Consider the following 22,129-nt stretch of genomic DNA (forward strand, 5'->3'; position numbering starts at 1 on the left):
TAATCTTAGCCAATTACTTTTTAAATAGACGTGAACTGTATGATTATTTTTACTACCAATTTCGGCGATATACACATTGAGCTAAACAAAGAAAAAGCACCGGTAAGCTCAAAAAACTTCTTAAAATATTGCCAAGATGGTTTTTATGAAGGCACTATTTTTCATCGAGTTATCAAAGGGTTTATGATCCAAGGCGGTGGTTTCACTTCTGATATGCAAGAAAAAGAGATGCGTGCTCCGATTGTGAATGAAGCGAACCGTGGTTTGAAAAACTTAAACGGTAGTATCGCTATGGCACGCACTGATGCCCCTCACTCTGCCACCAGTGAATTTTTTATTAACATAGCTAACAACACTTTTCTTGATCACACTGCAACCACCAATGCTGGTTGGGGTTATGCGGTATTTGGTGAAGTGACGATTGGTATGGACGTGGTTAAGAAAATAGCGAAGATCAAAACCAAATCTATTGGCGAGTTTGACGATGTTCCAAAAGAGAGTATTGTGATCGAGAAAGTAACGATTATTGAAGAGTAACGAACTCTTTGTTATCTCAACATAAACATCAACGGTGCTGATTTTAGCACCGTTTTCGACCCTATTAATATTAACAATGGAACTTTATTTATGTCTTTCTCTAAAAAGTTAAAACATATCTCCGCTTCTTTACTTTTCATTGGTTCTTCTAGTACATTTGCTGCGGATCTTCCTATTTCACCAGAGAAGCTCACCAGCCCCTATCCTGAGATAAAAGTCACTACACTTAGCTCAGCTCAATCTCTTATCAATGAATTTAAGCAGCATCAGTATCAATTGGCTAATGTAAGTAAAACGGATCAAATCCCAGCGTTCTTTGTTGAAAACCTACCAAGCGATCTGAATTCACTGCCTGTTCAAGAGAAGATTTCAGGGTTTATTCGCTTATTACTGCCTACCATTATTGAGGTGAATAAACGCATAAGTACGGTTAGACATGACGTTATCGCGCTATCAAAGCAACCTAAAAGTGAATGGTCGAAAGAAGAAACAGTATGGCTAAATGAGTTAATGACGTCTTATGATATTAAATCAAACAGCATTGATGACCTGCTTTTACGCCTAGATATTATTCCTGTCGGTATGGTTCTCGCTCAAGGGATTGATGAAAGTGGCTGGGGAACCAGTTACTTTGCAGTTAAAGGAAATGGATTATATGGAGAGCACTTATCTTCTAAAGGCGGTAAGTATTTAAGTACCCCTGGTGGGCATGTAAAAGTAGCTGCATTTGATAACCTATTCGCAGGAACTGCACGTTACATGTACAACTTAAATACGACCTCTGCCTATAAAGATCTTTGGACTTTACGCCAAAAACTAAGCACAGAAGATAAATTATCAGGTTATGAGTTAGTTGAGTCTTTATCTCACTACTCTACGCGTGGCGATGCCTATGTTGAGAATTTACAATCTCTAATCAAGCACCATCAACTTGATAGCTTTGATAATGTTGAGTTTGATAACACGGCTCCGATACGTATTCGATTTACTCATTAGAAACAAAAAAGGTTGCGACTTATCATCGCAACCTTTTAACTATTAACTATCTAAATTTATTATCGTCTATAGCGACAAAATCACACCGGCAATCGCCGCACTCATCAAGTTTGCTAATACGCCTGCAGTAATCGCTCTGAATCCCATTTTAGCGATGAATGAACGACGCTCCGGAACCAAGCTCCCTAAACCACCAATCAAGATAGCCATGGTTGATATATTGGCAAAACCACATAACGCAAAGGTAACAATCGCAACAGAATGCGGGCTTAGTTGGTCTTTCACTTCCATTAATTGAATGAAGGCAACAAACTCATTCACCACGATCTTATTACCAATCAATGAACCAGCAAGAATCGCTTCATTCCATGGCACACCTAACAAGAAAGCTACTGGTGCAAATAAATAACCAAGGATCAATTCAAAGCTTAGTTTTAAACCAAAGAAATCACCAACATGACCAAGCAAGCCATTAAGTAAAGCAATGACACTCACAAAGGCTAATAGTGTTGTACCTACTGCTACTGCAATACGTAAACCAGACATTGCCCCATCCGCTAATGCTTCAAATACGTTTGTTGCGTGGTCAATCTCAACAGAGGTAATTTCATCGTCGTTATTGGCTTCATCACCCGGTGGCACCATCATTTTAGCCATTAATAGGCCAGCAGGTGCTGACATGAACGCTGCTGAAATAAGGAAGTTAAGATCCACACCTAGCGATGCGTAACCTACCATAGTACCGCCAGCCACTGATGCTAAACCACAAGTCATTACAGCAAAGAACTGTGAATCACTCATGTGCTTTAAGTAAGGTTTTACAACAAGAGGGGCTTCTACCATGCTTACAAAGATGTTTGCTGTAGCGGCAAGTGATTCTGCTCGTCCTGTGCCTAATAAACGCTGTAACCCACCACCAATGAAGTTAATTACTCTAGGCATGATACCAAGGTGATAAAGAGCAGAAATAAGTGCCGAGAAGAATATAATGATACCAAGCACATTAATGGCAAAGACAAAACCTACTTTGCCTGTCGCTAAGCCACCAAATAAAAAAGCAATCCCTTGTTGGCCATAATCAATTACGCTTGAAACGCCTGCGGTTACTGAGTTGAGCACTTCTTTACCGGCTGGAACATATAAAACAAGTAAAGCAAAAATGATTTGTAAACCAAACGCTAAAGAAACGGTTCTTAGAGGGATATTACGACGATCTGTCGAACATAAATAAGCAAATAATAAAATGGTAAAAATACCAAGTAGCGATGTCATGATAGAAACCTGTGCTATCGAAAATAGAGCAGGCATTCTAATGCGCAAAGGTTTGCGTGCAAGTCGGGATTGATAACACGCTGTTAATGAGATTTAGATCACATTTCTTACTGTACATAAGTGGTTGATTTATAAAACGAGACAAGCGGCTTGAATGACGATTATTTCCATATGGAAAATATATTTCTTCCATTAAAAATAGTCGCTATAACTCATTGATTAAATTAACATCACAACCTTGATGTTGATTTAATCAATAACTATAATTTAACCCATTTCAGAAGAGATTTATCCCAATAGGGTTGCTGACCAATATGCTCACGCAGGAACTCAATGACTGCGGTAATTTTTCTTGGTAAGTGCTTACGGCTTGGATACGCTGCATAAATTGGCATCTGTTGACTCGCTTTCCAATCCGGTAATAATTGAATGAGCTTTCCTTCACTAAACTCATTAGTTAGTAAATAACTTGCTAAATAAGCCACTCCCCAACCTGAGATAGCTGCATCTCGCACTGCTTCTGCTAAATCGACACGATAGTTTCCTGACACTTTGACACATAACGTTTCATTGTTCTTACTGAAATCCCAATTGCTGTAATCACGATAGCGGCTTTGGTAAGTAAGACAATTATGCTCTATAAGATCTTGAGGATGATGAGGAACAGATTTATCAATCAAATAATCCGGTGAGGCCGCTAAAACAAAGCGAGAATCTGCCAAACGTTGTGCAACATATCCTTCTGGGATATCTTCAAAGTTTGTTACCCATAAATCTAAACCTTCTTTAAGCATATCTGCTCGGTGATCGAATAAGCGAACTTCAACTTGCAGATCGGGATATTGCTGACGTAACTTATCAATCGCTGGGATAATATGCATAGTGCCAAAAGACTGCGATAGCCCTAGTCGCAAAATACCCGCAACACCGTCACGTTCATTATCCATAATTGCGCTAGCTTCGGTCATCGTACTGTAAATTTTTTCGCAGTACAGATAGAACTGTTGCCCTGCATCCGTAAGAATGAGCGAACGAGTCGTTCTTTGAACTAATTTCACATTCAAACTCGCCTCTAGTACTCCCAGTTGCTTACTTACATGAGAGGTAGACACACCCATTTGTTTTGCTGCAGCAGTAAAACTGCCTGCTTTTGCTAAGGCGTAAAATATCACCATTTGGCTGGCTCGATCGTGCATCTATCATGTCCTTTATTGCAAAAGGGAAATTGGGGCGAAGATAGTATCATTATAGGATTAATTTTCAGTAAAATATTCCAATAGTATTTGATGCCATTCTGATGTTTCTCGGATCTGCAATAACGCCCGATTAATCTTCTCTTCATAGGGGCTATTTTCAACTAAAACTAGGCCATAATTTTGTTTTTCAAGTTGATACGGTAATACGACTAAATCAGCAAACATCTCTTTTTCTTTGCCTTGTTTAATCATATAACGCAGTACCGCATCATCGGCCACGATAGCATTCACTTCTCCATTTTCTAGAGCGACTAATAGCGCTCTCATACTAGGATAGGTTTCATGGGCAATACTGTGATCGGTCAATAACAAAGAAGCGGTTGTTGCTTGTTTTGCTCCTACTTGCAATTTTGATAAATCATTTACTCCTTTTACATCAAACCGTAACTGCTCCAATGTTAATGAACTTGCTAATATCGCGGTAATACTGGCAATGAAAACGGTTGAAAACATAGCAATCAATACGGTCATTATTCGCGCTGATAAGGTTTTAAATTCAAAATAGTTGAAAGGCCCTTTGGTAATAAACAGTACCCCGAGAATAAAAGCTTCTGCTAACCGACCTCGCTTGGTTGGCATCGAATAAAGTTTGTCGTTATTTTTACGCTCAAGAAAATAATAGAAAGCCCCGACACTTATCGCGACAAAGAAAAATATGCCAAGCGCTTTCCACAAGGTTTTATTGGTAATGATGCTAATAAATGAATCAAGATAACCACGGTTTTTTAGCGCGATGGCAAGATGCGTTTCATAAAATGAGTGTGAGAAATCAACATGCTCTTCTCTGTCAGGAGTAATCGATATACAAGATATACCAACATCTATCTCTCCTTTTTCTGCGGCTAGCAATAAATCATTCAGCTCATAATTTTTAATTGAATATTCAACCTTCATTATCTCTGAAATTCGTTGCCACAGCACCATACTCAGCCCATTATATTGCTGAGAGTTTTGATGAAATATAAAGGGAGGGCAATGATAGGTGCCTACTTTTAGTTCGGTATTTGCTCTACTTTTCTCTATCCCTAAAAACATAGCAGTCATAAAGATAGCGATTAAAATAATATAATGACGGAAAGCCCTTTTCTTATCATGCATAGCGCTCTCCCATTTATACGTTAAAAACACCCTACTGAATTGATTCTCTTACTTAAAAGGTAGCAGTTAAATGGCGATTCTTCGACTTATAGGACTTAATATCCGTGAATAAGTATTAAAAATCCTCTTTGATTCTCATTACCAAAGAGGATTTTAATTAAGATGGGTTGTTTAATGGTAAAGACTAACTCTGATTGATCCGCCCTCTACCTTTCCATTGAACCAAAATTAAACCAAGCATGATTACAATACCTAAGAAACCAACGCCAAAAGGATTCAGCATAATTAGTGGAATGGTAAAAAATGCCAATAGTCTTTCAATCCCAGTCAATGGACGTAATAAATACCCTTCAATAGCAACCGCAATAGCCATAATAATGGTTAACGTCTGAATAATTGAAAACGTTAAATCAGCGAATCCAGCATCTGAATTAACAAGGCTGGTATACGCCATCATAATTGGAATAATGAATAAACCACCCGCTAATTTAAACGCCTCAACAGAGGATTTCATTGGATTTGCGTTCGCAACACCTGCACCTGCAAAGGCAGCTAAAGCAATTGGTGGAGTCACATTAGAGGTTTGAGATAACCAAAACACAATAAGGTGTGCTGTTAATAACGGTAAACCAAAATCACTTAACATTGGTACCGCCATTACCGCTAATACAATATATGCAGCAGTAACAGGAAGCCCCATACCTAATACTAAAGCCACAAGGCTTATTAAGCCCAAAGCAATCAGCATGTAGCCACCAGAGAAATCCATCACAAATTGCGTGAACTGTAAGCCAATCCCCGTTTGTCCAACCACACCAACTATAATCCCGGCAGCACCACACGCTGCTGAAATAGGTAATGCCATTAAGGCACCATTTTTCATGCCTTCGATGAATTTTTTCAATCCAATTCGGCTGTGTTTTCGCAGCGCTGCCGTCACTAAAATCGCAGCACAACCTGCAACACCCACTAATAATGGAGAATATGCCATCATTAATAAGGTCGTAATTAGCGCTAGTGGAATTAAGTGATGCGCACCATCTTTCATGACACTAATAACGGCTTCTGTTCGACTTACCGCTTTAAGATCAAGCTTACACGCCATTAAATGCACATATAACAAGGTACAGAAGAAATATAAAATCGCAGGCGCGATAGAAGCAAGCATGATCTCGCTGTAAGGCACACCGGTAAACTGTGCCATTACAAACGCACCCGCGCCCATAATTGGCGGCATTATCTGCCCACCCGTTGAGGCCGCCGCTTCAATTCCTGCCGCTTGTTCTGGTTTATAACCCAGCTTTTTCATCATAGGAATGGTGATTGAGCCTGTAGTTACGGTGTTTGCTATTGCTGAACCTGAAATAGAGCCTAACCCTGCCGAGGCCAATACTGCCGCTTTCGCTGGACCACCACGATATTTACCGGCAATAGAGAATGCTAGATCAATAAAGAATTTTCCTGCACCTGTGACCTCTAAGAATGCCCCAAATAAAACAAAGATAAAAACCGTTGTTGCCGCGATCCCTAAGGCGGAACCAAAAACACCGTTAGCCGAAAATATTTGAAATTGAATCAGTTCTTGCAGGGAGTACGACTTAATAGCAAAGCCACTCGGTAATAAATCACCAAATGCACTGTAGGATAAGAATAGTACTGCGATAAGGACCATTACCCAGCCGACCGTTCTACGGCACCCTTCCATTAATAGTAAAAGTAATGAGCAACCTGCGATCATATCGGGTAACTGTAAGCCATAAAACAGATGATTTATGTCGTTATAATCAAATATCGACATGCGATAAGCTGCAAAAACAATCAAACCACATAACGCGAGATCAATGACTCGTCCAGCAAGATAAAATGAACTCTTTCGATTTGTAATTAATGGGTAATGTAAAAAGATAAGAATAAGTACCCAACATAGGTGGATTGGTCGAAAATACGTTGCCGAGATAGTCGAACTTACTCCCTGCCAAATTTGAAAAACAGACAACGCAACAGCAATACCTAAAATAAGATACCCAAATAGATTTACTGTTCTTTCGTGAGGTAAATGCTCTACAACAGGTTGGTTTTTATCGGTCATAATATCCATATTAATGCCTTTGGATAAAGTCAGAAAAGAAGAAAAGGTAAGCGAGACACTTACCCTTTCGTTTTACGTGTATTTGGTACTTATTATTTCATTATTGAATCAAGGTATTTTTGAGCACCAGGATGAAGAGGAACACCTTGCAGGCGGTCTGCATTTTTTGGTGTTGTCATCTCAGCCATTTTTACTACTTTACGAATATCACCCATATTTTCATACGCAGCTTTCGTTAAGTTATACGCCATATCATCGCTCATTTTTGCATTCACCACTAATACGTTCCAAACGCTTAATGTCGATACCTCACCAACATTGTTGTATACGTCCGCAGGAATATCATAGCTGCTGTATGCTGGGTATTGTTTCATGAATATTGCACTTTCTTCTGGTGTAATTGAAAGCACTTTAATTTTATGAGTTAACGCAATTTGAGTTACCGCCCCAACCCCTTGTCCACCAACAATAAAACCGGCATCAATTTGACCATTAGCCAATGCGTTCGTGGTTTCAGAATAGTTTAAGTACACTGCATCAATGTCTTTTTTTACATCAATACCGAGTGATTCAAGCAAGGCAGCAGACGTCACAGCGGTGCCACTTGCTGGTGCTCCTAAAGAGACTCGTTTGCCTTTTAGTTGTGATAATGACGTAATGCCTGACTTTTCAAGAGTTAAGGTATGCACTAGGTTTGGATACAGTGCAAAAAGTGTATTTACAGGCATTTTTGTTGGAAATTTACCTTCCCCTTTATAAGCATCAAGCACTACATTCCCCATTGCGATACCTGCGATCATATCACCACGAACCACTTTAATCGTGTTCTCTACTGAAGCCGCTGTCACTTCCGCTTTGGCATTAACATCTGGCACATGCTCTGACCATACTTTCGCTAGTGCACCACCAAATGGATAATAAATTCCACTTTGACCGCCCGTACCAATTGAGTAGTTTTCAGCGTTTACCGCTGATGGCAAGATAAGCATTAAAGCCAATAGTAAATTACGTTTAAGCACAATCATCTCCTTGATTATTCAATACAATTAGATTCGGTATCTAATAATAAATCTAACAACAGGTTAATTTATCAGCAACGCAACATTACCCTTGGTGAAATTAAAGTCCAACAAATTACACTACAATTGTGAACTTGGTGTTAATTTATTGTTTCTATAAATATATATAAAAAAGGGTAACCAAAATTAATTAGTTACCCTTTGAACTACCTTGAATTTGAAGTTAATTAAAAATCAATACGATATACTGATGTCGTCCCACTGACCTCATTTGCAACAGCAATAAAATGTTGGTTTAGACGAGTGAAATATTTTATCGACTCAGGGCCAAGATCTCCTGCATTAGAGTTATAACTCCCATTTTTACACTCCCCTTCTGCATCAACCTGAGTACATACACCTACATCAAAATTACGATTATTCACATACGTAACAAAGCGAGAAGATTTTGGCTCTGTTACGTCATACACCATCACGCCGCCTTGACGCTCTAAACCAATAAACGCGTATTGGTGCCCGTTAATACTAGCAACCTCTATCGCTTCTGGCTCTGCGCCCTTATCATCACTGCGATTATCTGCACTGCTGTTATTATCATTAGTGCTATTGAAATTATTTCTATTATTTTCGAAAACAATACGAGCAAACTCATCGCCGCTATCGAACACTAATTCCCCTGATTCATCCCAAATAGAGAATGAACGGCTACCAAATGCTTGTACTTTTTCATCGGCTGCTAGCGTGCCTTGTGGCTTAACCACTTTTAAACGAGCCAGTTGATTTTTATCTTTTAACGCTGATGCTAGTGGGTGGTTTTTATCAATGTCTAATTTTTTACCGCGAATTTCATCAACGTAAACAATGCAAAAATCTTGTTTGGTTGCATATTCTGCAGTGCCTTGATAGTCATCACCATCCCACTCATAAGATTTTTCATCACATTGCTTTTGAGTTGTTTCGATACCATATTCTCTACCATCACCTTCATTCGCAGTCACAATATAAGTGGAACCATTAACACTATAACTGGCAATGCTATCTGGCATATAAAGTCCTTCTAACATCGAATAGCTTTGAAAATTACCAAGCTTTTTATCTTTATTCGAAGCGTCTAATTGAACGTTTCCCCAAGATTTTCCACCAAGACCAAAGATGCCATCAATTGAGGCATTTTCAACATCAATCGCAGCTAATGCATTGTTCTCTTGCAATGCGACATACAATTTACCGTTATCAGCAAAAGTGAGGTATTCAGGTTCGAGATCTTGAGAAACCGTGGCAGTAGGTGCTGAAATACGAACTTTATCGGTTAGCTCTGAATGACGTGAGTTGCCTTTATCAAACGCATTAAAATCAAGTTGAGTTACCGATGCATTTAATGGTCCATTAGCAATATCAACTAAGGTGACACTGCCTTCTGGATCAACAGAATAATCCGCATTGGGCTCACCTTCATTAGCTGAAGCAATATAGCGTCCATCTTTAGAGAAGCTCACCATATCAGGCAAAGATCCTGCTGGATAAGTGGTTATAATCTCAAGTGTGTCGGAACGATATAAGGCAATAATGCCATTTTTTTGCTTATCATTGTTTTCAATTGCAACAGCCACCAAACCACTGTGTGCAGAAACACTGTTTGCTGCACCAATAGCAATGCCTGAATACTTAGCCGCTGACTGAAGATCAATATGACCAACAGCAGTCGGTTTGCTATTGGCATTCAATGTTAGAACATCTACCTTTTTGGCTTGAGCATTTACCACGTACAACTTATCTGTACATGAGTCGTAACTTAGGATCTCCGCTGCAGATGTAGCAAAAGGAGCTGCTGCTATAGATGAGCCAACCAATGTCAGTCCACTAATTTCTAAACTGTCGAACGTCGATTCTTCGTGTAATTTGCATTGAATACCAAAAGTATCTATCGCTGAAAATGTGTTTTTTTCTGTTGTATTGGATTGCTGGCTACAACCTAGTAATGCAGAAGTGACCACCGCTAGTGTGGTAAAAGTGACTGTATTGCGATTCATATATCCTCCATGATCAATTTGATTGGGCAGATCATAGAATGGTTATATGACAGTTTGTTTTCGCTTTTATGTCGAATTAAAGACAGAGGTCAATAGTCACATTGATAAATACCAATCTACATAAGTATTTGATCATTCTTGCTTGTTAAAATCGATTATATCTGCGTTATAAATTTTGTAATTAGAACCACTAGTTACTGTAATTTATGCCTTGCTCTAATCGATTTTTTCTGCGCAATTATCTGAACAACTACTTATCCAGAATGGTATAAACTAAGTAACGTACTATTAAAGTGGCCATTAAACATTAAAAATGGCCATGATTTGTAATAAAACCATGGCCATGTATTTGATCCTTTTTACGAAAAATAAAGAGTTATAGAACCATACTCGCAAAAATAAAACCAAAGATAATACTAAATACCATGCTTAATAGACCTGGGATCATAAAGCTATGGTTAAAGATGTATTTACCAATCTTAGTCGTACCTGTACGGTCAAAGTCAATTGAAGCAATGATTGGACCGTAGTTAGGAATAAAGAAGTAACCATTTACAGCAACAAATGTCGCGATAATCACTTCTGGTGGAAGACCTAATGTGATGCCAACAGGCACTAATACTGCTGTTGTTGCACCTTGGCTGTTTACCATTACAGATAAACCAAACAGTGCAAAAGCGAATGTCCATGGCGCAACTTCAACCAATCCTGAAACCGCTTCTTTTACCATGTCATAGTGACCAGCAATAAAAGTATCACCTAACCATGCGATACCAAAGATAGCAACGATTGCACGCATACCAGCATGGAATACTGAACCTTGAGTGATCTCGTTACCATCAGGTTTACATAATAGGATAATCAGTGCAGCCATTGCTAACATGACGATTTCAATTGTGTGCGCCATGCCCATTGGTGAACCATTGAAGTTAGGACGCAGCGATGGGAATGCCCCCATAACCACAACCACAATTGCGCCGAATAAGAACAGACCTACTGCTTTTTTAGCGCCCGGTTTAATCTCAATCTCTTCAACTTTAACTTCTTGTTCCATTTCTTGACGGAACTTAGGATCTTGCATGCGACGCTGGTATTCTGGATCATCTTTTAGCTCTTTACCGATCTTGTTTACGATAACGCATGCAAGAGCTAAACCACAGAAAGTGCCAGGAATTGTTATCATCAATACATTTGCTAATGTAATACCTTGAGGCTCTAAAAAAGCAACCAGAGCAACTACAGCCGCTGCAATTGGGCTTGCTACAATCGCAAATTGTGAAGCGATAACTGCCATACCTAGTGGGCGCTCAGGGCGAACACCACTACGACGACTTACCTCTGCAATAACAGGAAGAACAGAATAAGCTACATGCCCAGTACCTGCTAAGAAGGTGAACATATACGTCACTAAAGGGGCTATAAAAGTAATATGACGTGGGTTTTTACGAAGAATATTCGAAGCAATTTTGATTAAATATTCAAGACCACCAGCGGCTTGCATTGCAGCAGCTGCAGCTACTACCGCCATGATCATTAACATAACATCAATAGGTGGGCTTGTCGGTTGTAAACCAAATACAAAACTCAGTATGGCTAAACCAATACCGCCCATAACACCTAAACCGATACCGCCAATTCTGGCACCGACTAGAATACAAATTAATACAATTAAGAACTCGACTAAAAACATATCAATCTCCCTGATGATAGGTTTTATATAACTATTTTTAAATTACCGCTTATTACATTAGTAATTTAAACACCAAAAAATCGAGAGGATAATAATCATCTTATATATTCAATAAATAGCGACAGATCACACATCATTCAAATTTATAAAAATAAAACAAAATATTTATAAGTAGTTATTATTTCTACAGTTTTCAAATACAAATAAGAAACAAAAAGATTACACTTATCGTCATATTATTTTTATTATTTTTATCAAATCGCATGAAAGTAAGGTGGCAGCTTTCACTTAGCTTTTATGTTAGCTATACAGAAAAACAAATAAAATTATTGTCTTCATTATTTTTTCGACTAAAAAAGTAGAGTTGTTCATCATCAATCATAAACTGATACTGATACTGATACTGATACTGATACTGATGCTTTAGGCGACTTTCTTGGTGAAAATCATACGTCTTTTCACCACGGTGTTGGTGTTGAATTCGCACCGACAGCCTTAAGTGGTTTAGCTTTTCGTGTAGCTTATGAAGGTGATCTTTTCATTGAAGAGAATCTATACCAAGATTATGGTTACTACAGCTATTCAGACGATTACGCAATGAACATTGGTACTTTATACGCGGGCGTAACTTACAAGTTTTAATATAACTGTTTATTCGTGTTGCTATATTATACCAATCTACATAAGTAGTTATTCAGAATGGTATTTAAAGTCGAACACAAATGAAAACGGGTAGCCGAGAAGCTACACGTTTTATTTAAGACAAAGAACACTCTTTATTTTAGACTTGCCGCCTTTTCTGATAATTCAACCGCCTCACTATTCGCTTTTCTAGCTAATACCTTACTTATAGCAATAGCTGCAAACACTGGTAAGAACCAACTGGCATGCGCTTCAAACATTGGAACATAATCATTTAACGGGGTAACCAATGATTCTGGTAATAACCCAAGAATATGTAATGCGTCTAAACTACCAAATACCACTGTAATACTAACAACCGTTATATAAGCTGTTACATTACGTTTTGTCGTAGGTAAGAACAGTGCCGTAAGCACCAAAGCAATGGCAATAGGACAAAGAATTAAAATAGCAGGTAAGCTAATAGCTAAGATTTGCTCCAAACCAAAATTAGCAATAACGCCTGTTAATACGGTTACGATGATTGCCGTAATTGCAAAAGGTGAACGGAAAGTTTGCTGATAATACTCAGCACACGCATTGGTTAAGCCAACTGTTGTGGTTAAACACGCCATTATGATGATGCCTGCCAATAAGTACTGCCCTAATGGCCCGAAGATCTCTGCAACATAACGGGTCAATAATTCACCACCATTCGTTGCCCCTTCTGAAATAGAAGCAGAAGTAGCACCAACGTATGCCATCGCTAAGTAGCACGCCGACATTAATAAGGCATACACAACAGTAACTTTGACTGTCGCTTGGAAAATTTCTTGTGGTGACTCACACCCTTTATCTTGAATTGCTTTGATGATAATCCAACCAAAACCAACAGCAGCAATAGCATCCATTGTCATATAGCCTTGGATTAAACCACTGGTTACTGCTTTATATTGATAATCGGCACTTGGGGCATTAAATACACCTAAAGGCGTTACGATAGCTGCTACTGCTAAAGCTGCTAGCATCAGCACAAGTAAAGGGGTCATCACCTTACCGATATAATCAACTAATTTTCCACGTTGAAATGCTAATAACAAGGTCGCACCAACAAACAAAACTGAGAAAATTAATAAATGATCACCTTCAAAAAAAGGTTTTATGCCCATTTCATAAGCCACAGTTACCGCTCTTGGCATGCCAAATGCGGGACCAATTGCAGTAAATAACAGTACCCAAAAGGCAATGGCTAACGGCTTAGGTAGTGCCTGTGTTAATTGACCACTGCTACTTAACCGGCCTAGTACAATTAGTGTCAACGATGGTAACCCAACGGCAGTAAGCAAAAAACCTAGCATTGCTGGCAAGTATTGAGTGCCTGCTTCTAAGCCAAGAAATGGAGGGAAAATGATATTTCCTGCACCAAGAAACATGGCGAAAGTCATTAAACCGATAGCAAGTAAATTTTGTTTTTTCAATGTCATAGTCCTTATTGCTATTGGGCTTAACCCTAGTAGCTTTTATTGTGGACCGTCAGATTGGCTGAGAAAAACAAGAAGAGAATAAAGCAGTCTCCCGTCAGCCTGGCTGACGGAAGTGCCGCCAGCCTAGTTAATAATCACTAGAATGACAGCAATAATAGATGATGTTACACGCGACACAGCACCAAGCATTGTTTTGCACAAAGCAGCAAATTGTAGGGCTGTAGAAGAAAGCATGAGTGTATCCTAGTCGTTTATCGTGGCAACCAAATCAATATATAAGTAATAAACCACATTGTAAACACCGTATATAGTTAAAAATATCACTATCACTAAAATGGGGCCTTTTATACTTAAGAATTACCTTCATGACTTCTTACTCTAAATAGCGAGTACGCCATATACGCGACAATAAATACATTAACCAGAAATATTCCTATCCCTAAAATACTCGTATGAAAAAAAATTTCATAAATTTCAAAAGGTAAGTAGATCGCACCGCTAATTAAGGCAAACCATTTTGTCCATAACAGCTCTCGCCACAGACCATAAGCCTCAACAAAACGCACCGCCGAATAAATAAGCGCACCAATAGCCAATAACGTTATTTTAGTCCCTGTAAAATTGCCGGCGGCATGTATAAATACACTAGGTAGCTCACTCGCGGGGTTCAAATGACAACGACTTACGATCGATTCAGCTAACTGACGTAGATTTTCTCCCACTAAAGCATGAAGCCCAAGCCCAACAATTAGAGATACTGATCCTTTGATCGCTTCTAGTATGGCTACGGCTCGTAACCCTTTTCTTACTGTTATCATATTCACCTCTTTCCAGCGACACGCTGTCTATCACAGAAGATACATATTTTCTCCTAACTGCAGCGTTGTACCACATAATTTATGGTTTACCATCAAATATGCAAAATTAAGTTAGTATTTATTTTAATCGTCTTATTTAAAAAAACAATTTTATACAATAAGGAGCGCTCGCCTTGAATTATTATAATTTCATAATTAAAACAAGGATGAAACACTTGCTTACCTTGCAGTAATACAGCTCCAACCGCTTCATTGAAGAAAACAAAAAAGTAACCGAATTTTAAGGATAAATAATGAGTCTTTTTTTAGCGATGGTAATGTTTGCCTTTGTCACCTCTCTCTCACCAGGGCCTGTAAATATTCTTGCTACTATCACTGGTGCTAATCATGGATACACAAGAACAGTCCCACATATTTTTGGGGCAACTGTTGGTTTTGTGTTAATTCTTATTATATTGGGGCTTGGGCTAATAAGAGCCTTTAATGATTCACATACTGCAACGCTTGCTCTCAATTATCTTGGCAGCGCTTTCCTACTTTATTTGGCTTATAAAGTAGCAACTAGCGAAAGAGCCGAACACAATAAAAATAAAAAAGATGATGCACCAACCATGCTACAAGGCCTATTGTGTCAATGGCTGAATCCAAAAGCTTGGATTGTATCTTTGTCTGGCCTCACCGTATTTTCTAGTAACGGTGTGATTCCTCTCGAAGACCTCGGGGTATTTAGTGTGATATTTTTTATCGTATGTTACTGCTGTATATCGACTTGGGCTTTATTAGGCATAACCATTGGCAAATACCTTGAGCACCCTATTCATTATAAAATCTTTAATCGAGCGATGGGAGGCTTGCTTGCATTAACAGTAGTGTATGTATTCTTTATATCAAAATAATAAATGGAGGTTACATTGGCTAATTCAAATCCTCACTTTTTAAGATCATCAGTTCTTCCGTTTGAACTCCGGTATTCCGATAATTCAAATGCATGCTATAAAAAGCACACTCACCCAGAGTTTTCAATTGGAGTGGTAGACTGCGGGATTAGTGAGTATGTAAATCAAAATACAAAACAAACGATTCGACGGGGTTCAACTGTTATCGTGAACCCAGAAGAAGTCCATTCATGCAACCCACAAAAAGGCACGAACTGGAGCTACAAAATGCTCTATGTTGAACCAGACTGGATTGCCGACCTACAATCTCAAATATCCAATAGAAACAACCAAGAATTTCAACCAATACAAATGACACACAGTGATTGTCCTTTCTTATATCGAGGATTTCAATCACTGTCTAAAACTCTAATAGAAGATGAATCTGCAATCAAAGTTGAACAAACTGCGATTAATTTTTTCTCCGAGTTCATCCTAAAAGACAGCGATACCTCCTCTCTTGAGAGCATATCTAAAAAAGCAATTGAGTGTGCTTATGAGTATATTTCAGATAACTTTAATAAAAATATTTCTATTTCAGAAATTGCTAAAATCTCAGGGTTAAGTGATTATTACCTCATCCACTCGTTCAGAAAGCAATATGGTATTACCCCACATGCGTATCAAATTGTAATGCGGATAAATAAAGCCAAAGCCTTGTTAAAAGAAGGAAAAAATATCGCCTCTATTGCCACAGATCTTGGTTTTACCGACCAAAGTCATTTCCATCGCAACTTTAAAAGCATGGTTGCCGCAACGCCGAAGCAATATAAGCAGAGTTTATAGTTTCTAAACAGTACTTCTTTGTTGCCATTTACGCATTAATGTTTCAATATAGTTAATTAAATAATAATTCAAGGAATGACCCTTTATGAATTTACGTAATTTCTCATTCATTTTATGCGTGGTTACACCTTCGGCAATGGCTCAACTTGCAGATAAAGAAGGCATTAGTGGCGAAATTGCATTAACAACAGGGTTTAAATCTTCAACATCCAATTTTAATACCAAAGGTGATGACACTATTACCTCTGTGCACCAGAAAGGCTCTAGCGATAACGCATTTATGGCTTTTCCTCTTGGCAGCATAGCCTATACATTTGGCCAAAAGTTAAATCAGCAAGTGTATGCAGGTACCACTCGCCAAGATATCGCCACAGGTACTGTTATTCTTGAGGTGGGTTATAAGTATCAATTTGATTCAAGGATGGTAGTTGATGTATCTATTTTACCAACCGTTATGTCAAGCAAGGCATGGGCTAACCCATATTTAGTCGACTCAGCTCGAACAGAAACAGATGCATCAGGCAACGCATTTCGTTTTAAAGTGAGTAATATTGCGGGATCAAATTTTACCATTGATAGTGCTTATGCAACAAAAGATATCGAGAACGATGATGTCGTAGATGTACTAAAAAGAGACGCAGATACAATCTACTTAAAAGGCCAATATCGTTTACCATTAAGTCGCACTTCATTCGTCCTACCTTCTGTTATTTACCAATCTTCATCTGCGGACGGAAAAGCAAGCTCTTACGATCAATACGGTGCGGAAGTCAGTTTCTTTAAAATAATGCAAAGACACCAGTTGGTATTAACCGCAGGATATAAACAACAAAACTTTGGTGCAGACATCCCTTTTTATGGAAAGACACGTAAAGGCGATAAGATGAGCCTATTTGCCGCTTACGAATACTCTAAATTCATGGGTTGGCAAGATTGGTCATTCATCTCTTTTGCGGGTTACAATTCGACCGATTCAAATATTACCTTCTATGACGAATCAGAATACATTGTTACTGTAGGTCTGAATTACAAATTTTAATACTCATACAGCCCTGCTTAGCATTATTTAGCAGGGCTTTTTCATAAACGATTTATTACTATCACCAACGGCCTGTTAGTTAAAAAACCAAAAGGCTGTTTTTTGATCAAAAAAAACGGTAATCACTTGTAAAGAAATCGAGCAGTTTATTAATCGCTATATCTCTATAAATATCTTTCTCTATCAACATATCATGATAAGCACCTTCAACTTGTTCTAAATGGCTTGAATTACACTTCTCATGAAATTCCGACTGCGCAATATTACTCACAACAAGATCATCACCGGCTTGTAAGATCAGCATTGGAATGTTTACTTTATGTGCAGTAGCGATGCATTTTTTGCCTGCTTTTATTGATTCTGTTATCCAATGCGTACTTGGTCCACCTAATCGTAATCTAGGGTTATTTACAAACAAGTCTACAAATATTTGATACCGTGCTTTACTGTGCGTAAGTACGTTTTCTTCGTATCTCACTTTTTTGAAATGGCTTTGACCCAATGCATAATTTGGTTTACTTGCTAGCACATCAAGTAGATTCAATGTCTGTTTTTTTAAACCATGAACTTTACCCGGAATATAGACCCCAAACATAGGCGATGTAGCCGCTGACGCTTTCACCGGATGGTCAAATGTCGATAAATATTGAGCCATTACCGCAGCTCCCATTGAGTGAGAAAGCATAAAGCATTCCCCCTCCAAGTTTGGCCTCACAACTCTCTCCATAAAGATATAAAGATCCATAACATAATCATGAAAATCATCCACATGACCTAATTCGTGATCCTGAGTCATCCGTCCTGATTCACCTTGGCCACGGTGATCATAGGCATAAATATTGTAATATTGACTCAGCTCTAAAATGACTTCTTTATATTTCCAATAGCTTTCATTGCGTCCATTGACAATAACTAACGTTTGCTTTTTCTTATTAGGATTAACGTTAATCCATTTTAGCGGAATACGCTCAACACCAAAAACCTCCCCACAAATTTTACTATTCCAAATAGCATCTATTTGATTATTGTACTCTTGCTGTTTCTTCGCATCGGTAAAACGCTCTTCACGAGTCTGAATTAAGAACTGTTCTTGTTGAAGATGTGATAAGCTCAATTTAGACGCTATTGTTTCAAGAAATACATTACCTAACGCTTTACCGTGCTGATAATCAGCATCTAATTGTTTTTTTGTACTACCAAGCACTTTAGATTGAAGGCTTCTATTCGGAGATATTTCATAAATAATGACATCATCAGGTGGATTAGCTAAAAACGCTTGAGTCTTACGGTAGTTCTCTTCATGAGTCACAAGCATCGCTGCCATATGATCCAACTTACTGTTCTTTGTCATCTTAGCAAGAGAGATTAACCAATCATGATTTTCGGTAAAATCAACAGGGACAGTGCGAATAACAACAATATGACGAAAACCTCGATCATACGCTGCTTGTACAGGAATAGGCGTTGTTAAACCACCATCAAGCCAACGTTTATCATCCATAATAACTGGCTGTTTATGCAAAGCAGGAATTGCGCACGAGGCCCGTAGGATGTCTTTCCAGTTACTGGTGGATAGGTCAAAATACTTAGTTTCAAAATTGGTTGCATGGGCGGCTACAGCAAGTACCTGCTTAGTCGTTAAATGTTCTTCCCCTACTTTCCAATTTAAAGGAATGTCAGATTCAGTTTTATCGATTAGCCAATCCAAATCCATCCCTTCGCCAGTCAATAAAAAGCGAGACAATTTGAAAAAATCAGGACTGCGAGTCACTTGATCAATAATGCGGTAAGCGTGTCCTTTATGCCCACAAATATAAGAGGCTAAATTCAGAGAACCCGCAGAAGTGCCAATTAATAAATCAAATGGATTAAAGTTTGCCTGTAAGAAGCTATCAAGTACTCCAGCAGTAAACACACCTCTTTGACCACCACCTTCCGTCACTAAAGCAATTTTATCGACTTCCCTTTTTGAAAAGCGCAAAACATCAAAGCTATTTTTACTGATCGAATAATGTTCACCCATCATATTTGACCATTTCCGATAGAGTAATTATGTTCTTCTATTATTGCATATTGCTATAAAATCAGGGGAAATAAATAGCCTTTCTATAAATAATGCCGTCATTCCTTTTGTAATACCAATCGTAGTAAATAACTGATCATCCTCGCTGGTTAAAATGCTCGATAACTCGATATTTAAAATCCATCTATGTTATGGTTCATGCAACAATTAAGGAGAGTTATGAACGACTATGAACTTTTCATCAAAATAAATGATGCTATTTTACTTGAGTTCGATGTCTTTAAAGCATGGGAAAAAACGTTGCTTTTAAATGCTCAAAACCAATTGATGGATAGGTTCCCGATCTCAGATCCACAAAGAGAACTACTCACTAATGTACTCGAGAAAAAAAGACCAAAAAAGAGAAAGAAAAGAAGAACATAAAAGCCATAATGACATTTCATCACTATGGCTTTTTTATAGATTACAATCTTGTACCAATGTAATTAATTAGCTGCTCATATTAGTGGAATTGATATTAATACAAGACCATTGTGAGATAACCAAGAACGAGCACTATCATAGAAGTAAGAGCATAAGGAACCGGGTAGCCTACCGCAGGCATATCACTTTGACATTCGTCCTGAGCCCCTTTCATTGCAGGGGTACTATTACGCCCACCAGCACAAGCACCAGCGAGAATCGCAGGGTTCATTTTTCTGAAATAGAAACCGTAGATCCAAGCAAGCAATGGTGGAAGTAACGCCGCCACTAAACCTAGGCCTGCGATTTTAATAACCACAATACCTTGAAACGACGCTAGAATCTTAGGACCAACAGTCGCAGCTAATACCGCAACAAACAAACTCAAACCAATATCTTGTAAGAAGCTACGAGCCCCTTCACTAATAGGGCCACCAAATGCAGGGTTACGAGTACGTAGGAATGAGAAGACAATCCCCGTCAACATACAACCTGCAGACGTACCTAAAGCAAATGGGATACCACCTACAGTGACACTCAAATGACCACATACATAACCAATCAATAAAGAAAGTGCTAAGTAGAAAGTTTCAGTCAGTGTACTTTCAACAATTGGATTACTGTTGAGTTTCTTCGCGGTTTGCTGAACACACCAATCAGAGCCCGCAACACGGATCACATCTCCAACTTCGACTACGGTTTGCGGCAAAATAGGAAGTTGGTGTCCTTGTCTAAATAAAGCTTTCATGTAGATACCAAAGCCAATTTCTTTGCTGATGTCTTCAATTGTTTGGCCTGTGTAAGCCGATTTACCTAAATGAATATCAGCTACTTCTATATCGACATTACGCGCTCTTGGTTCATCAACTTCAACACCAACGGTTGATTCCCCACCCTCGATTAAAACATGGTAATCACCGCGAATACCGATAATATCACCAAGCTGTAACTGTGGATTATCCGAAGAGTCAATAACCTCATCTCCACGAACCACTTTAAGTATCGCAGCGTGAGGATAACGATGAAATAACGCATCTACACTCTGACCGACCAATTCTTGGTGATCAACACGATAAGCTCGAATATCTAAAGGAAGAACCCCTAAATTTGAGAACCCATTGGTACTTGGTAACGCTTCTGTATCGCCACCGGCACCAAACTCAGCCTCAGCATCTTTACCGGCTTTAACCGGATCGACACCAAACATGGCAGGCAGATATTTAATAAGTAAGATAATAAATACGCTAGATAAAATATAGCTGATGGCATAACCCGCAGCGATATTGGCACTAATCTGATCAAGCGTCATTCCAGCGGGTGCTTTAACGGCTCCAGAATCAATCGCTGATTGAGCCACCCCCATCACCGCAGTTACCGTGTAACTACCCGAGATAATCCCTGCGGCATAACCTGGAGCTAAATCCAATAATTTAGCGCCAAAGAAAACGATAATGAAGTTACTGAACACTACAATTAAACCAATAACGACAAAATCCAACCCACCTCTTGCTAAACCAGAGAAAAATTGAGGCCCAACTTTCATACCAATGGCGTACATGAACATCATTAAGAAGATATCAGACACCAATCCCGGTGCATTTATATGTAAACCATAAACAGAGAACGCGGTTAATGCAATAGCAACACCTACAACCAAGGTACCCGCGGTTGACCCTAGATTAATTCCTTTAATGGTGACCTTTCCTAGCGGATAACCAATGGCAATACTTAAGAAAAGAAACACAAATGGATTGTGAGCTATATAAGAAAAGAGAAAACCAAAGACACCAGATGCATCTTGAGCAGCCTGACTTTCTATTGATTCAGCCAAAGCCAAATGACTAAAGAAGGTAACACACAACAAAGTAAATAATTGAATCCAACCTTTGGAACGAAACCACGCAAATGGACGATCTATTTGACCGATATTCATTGTTATTTCCCATATTATTAAAAAGAAAAGATCCTCTATAG

The 22,129-nt window shown here is 38.6% G+C and carries 17 protein-coding genes; 6 read left to right on the plus strand and 11 right to left on the minus strand.

Annotated features, from left to right (window positions below):
- The first annotated feature begins 39 nt into the window (after positions 1-39).
- Together F8B77_RS00620 and F8B77_RS00625 are read left to right on the plus strand one after the other, a co-directional pair.
- Complete coding sequence (locus F8B77_RS00620) at positions 40-537, plus strand: peptidylprolyl isomerase (RefSeq protein WP_151652809.1); 498 nt, start codon at positions 40-42, stop codon at positions 535-537.
- A 90-nt stretch (positions 538-627) separates the two neighbouring features.
- The gene (locus F8B77_RS00625; RefSeq protein WP_151652811.1) at positions 628-1,533 is read left to right on the plus strand and encodes a glucosaminidase domain-containing protein; all 906 of its coding nucleotides are present in this window, start codon (positions 628-630) and stop codon (positions 1,531-1,533) included.
- A 66-nt stretch (positions 1,534-1,599) separates the two neighbouring features.
- On the opposite strand, the gene F8B77_RS00630 is transcribed toward F8B77_RS00625, so the two are convergent.
- From F8B77_RS00630 to F8B77_RS00675, 9 genes are all read right to left on the minus strand, one after another.
- Complete coding sequence (locus F8B77_RS00630; RefSeq protein WP_151652813.1) at positions 1,600-2,805, minus strand: NupC/NupG family nucleoside CNT transporter; 1,206 nt, start codon at positions 2,803-2,805, stop codon at positions 1,600-1,602.
- 260 nt (positions 2,806-3,065) lie between these two features.
- Entirely contained in the window at positions 3,066-4,001 is a 936-nt protein-coding gene (locus F8B77_RS00635; protein ID WP_151652815.1) for a LysR family transcriptional regulator, read from the minus strand.
- A gap of 57 nt (positions 4,002-4,058) precedes the next feature.
- Positions 4,059-5,159: a transporter substrate-binding domain-containing protein gene (locus F8B77_RS00640; RefSeq protein WP_151652817.1), complete on the minus strand. Its 1,101-nt coding sequence runs from the start codon at positions 5,157-5,159 to the stop codon at positions 4,059-4,061.
- Positions 5,160-5,343: 184 nt separating this feature from the next.
- Positions 5,344-7,257, minus strand: a complete 1,914-nt coding sequence (locus tag F8B77_RS00645; protein ID WP_151652819.1) for a TRAP transporter permease — start codon at positions 7,255-7,257, stop codon at positions 5,344-5,346.
- Between the two features lie 83 nt (positions 7,258-7,340).
- A complete protein-coding gene (locus F8B77_RS00650) occupies positions 7,341-8,273 on the minus strand; it encodes a TAXI family TRAP transporter solute-binding subunit (RefSeq protein ID WP_151652821.1) in 933 nt (310 codons plus the stop codon).
- Positions 8,274-8,494: 221 nt separating this feature from the next.
- A complete protein-coding gene (locus F8B77_RS00655; protein WP_151652823.1) occupies positions 8,495-10,297 on the minus strand; it encodes a choice-of-anchor I family protein in 1,803 nt (600 codons plus the stop codon).
- Between the two features lie 376 nt (positions 10,298-10,673).
- Positions 10,674-11,987: an anaerobic C4-dicarboxylate transporter family protein gene (locus tag F8B77_RS00660; RefSeq protein WP_151652825.1), complete on the minus strand. Its 1,314-nt coding sequence runs from the start codon at positions 11,985-11,987 to the stop codon at positions 10,674-10,676.
- Positions 11,988-12,763: 776 nt separating this feature from the next.
- Positions 12,764-14,086: a branched-chain amino acid transport system II carrier protein gene (brnQ, locus tag F8B77_RS00670; RefSeq protein WP_151652827.1), complete on the minus strand. Its 1,323-nt coding sequence runs from the start codon at positions 14,084-14,086 to the stop codon at positions 12,764-12,766.
- A 356-nt stretch (positions 14,087-14,442) separates the two neighbouring features.
- Entirely contained in the window at positions 14,443-14,910 is a 468-nt protein-coding gene (locus F8B77_RS00675; protein ID WP_151652829.1) for a DUF2127 domain-containing protein, read from the minus strand.
- A 293-nt stretch (positions 14,911-15,203) separates the two neighbouring features.
- On the opposite strand from F8B77_RS00675, the gene F8B77_RS00680 reads away from it, so the two are divergent.
- The 3 genes from F8B77_RS00680 (at position 15,204) to F8B77_RS00690 (ending at position 17,670) form a co-directional block, all read left to right on the plus strand.
- Positions 15,204-15,806 carry a LysE family translocator gene (locus F8B77_RS00680; protein WP_151652831.1) on the plus strand — a complete coding sequence of 201 codons (603 nt, stop codon included), beginning with the start codon at positions 15,204-15,206 and terminating at the stop codon, positions 15,804-15,806.
- A 15-nt stretch (positions 15,807-15,821) separates the two neighbouring features.
- The gene (locus F8B77_RS00685) at positions 15,822-16,631 is read left to right on the plus strand and encodes an AraC family transcriptional regulator (protein WP_244298152.1); all 810 of its coding nucleotides are present in this window, start codon (positions 15,822-15,824) and stop codon (positions 16,629-16,631) included.
- Between the two features lie 85 nt (positions 16,632-16,716).
- A complete protein-coding gene (locus F8B77_RS00690; RefSeq protein WP_151652835.1) occupies positions 16,717-17,670 on the plus strand; it encodes a DUF2860 domain-containing protein in 954 nt (317 codons plus the stop codon).
- Positions 17,671-17,776: 106 nt separating this feature from the next.
- On the opposite strand, the gene F8B77_RS00695 is transcribed toward F8B77_RS00690, so the two are convergent.
- Positions 17,777-19,693, minus strand: a complete 1,917-nt coding sequence (locus tag F8B77_RS00695) for an alpha/beta fold hydrolase (RefSeq protein WP_151653184.1) — start codon at positions 19,691-19,693, stop codon at positions 17,777-17,779.
- A 219-nt stretch (positions 19,694-19,912) separates the two neighbouring features.
- Here F8B77_RS00695 and F8B77_RS00700 point away from each other — a divergent pair, with 219 nt between their 5' ends.
- Complete coding sequence (locus F8B77_RS00700; protein WP_130043407.1) at positions 19,913-20,116, plus strand: hypothetical protein; 204 nt, start codon at positions 19,913-19,915, stop codon at positions 20,114-20,116.
- A gap of 94 nt (positions 20,117-20,210) precedes the next feature.
- Here the strand turns inward: F8B77_RS00700 and F8B77_RS00705 are convergent, their stop codons facing one another.
- Positions 20,211-22,088, minus strand: a complete 1,878-nt coding sequence (locus F8B77_RS00705) for an aspartate:alanine exchanger family transporter (protein ID WP_151652837.1) — start codon at positions 22,086-22,088, stop codon at positions 20,211-20,213.
- Positions 22,089-22,129 lie beyond the last annotated feature (41 nt).

This window comes from Aliivibrio finisterrensis, from assembly GCF_008933155.1.
GTDB lineage: Bacteria > Pseudomonadota > Gammaproteobacteria > Enterobacterales > Vibrionaceae > Aliivibrio > Aliivibrio finisterrensis.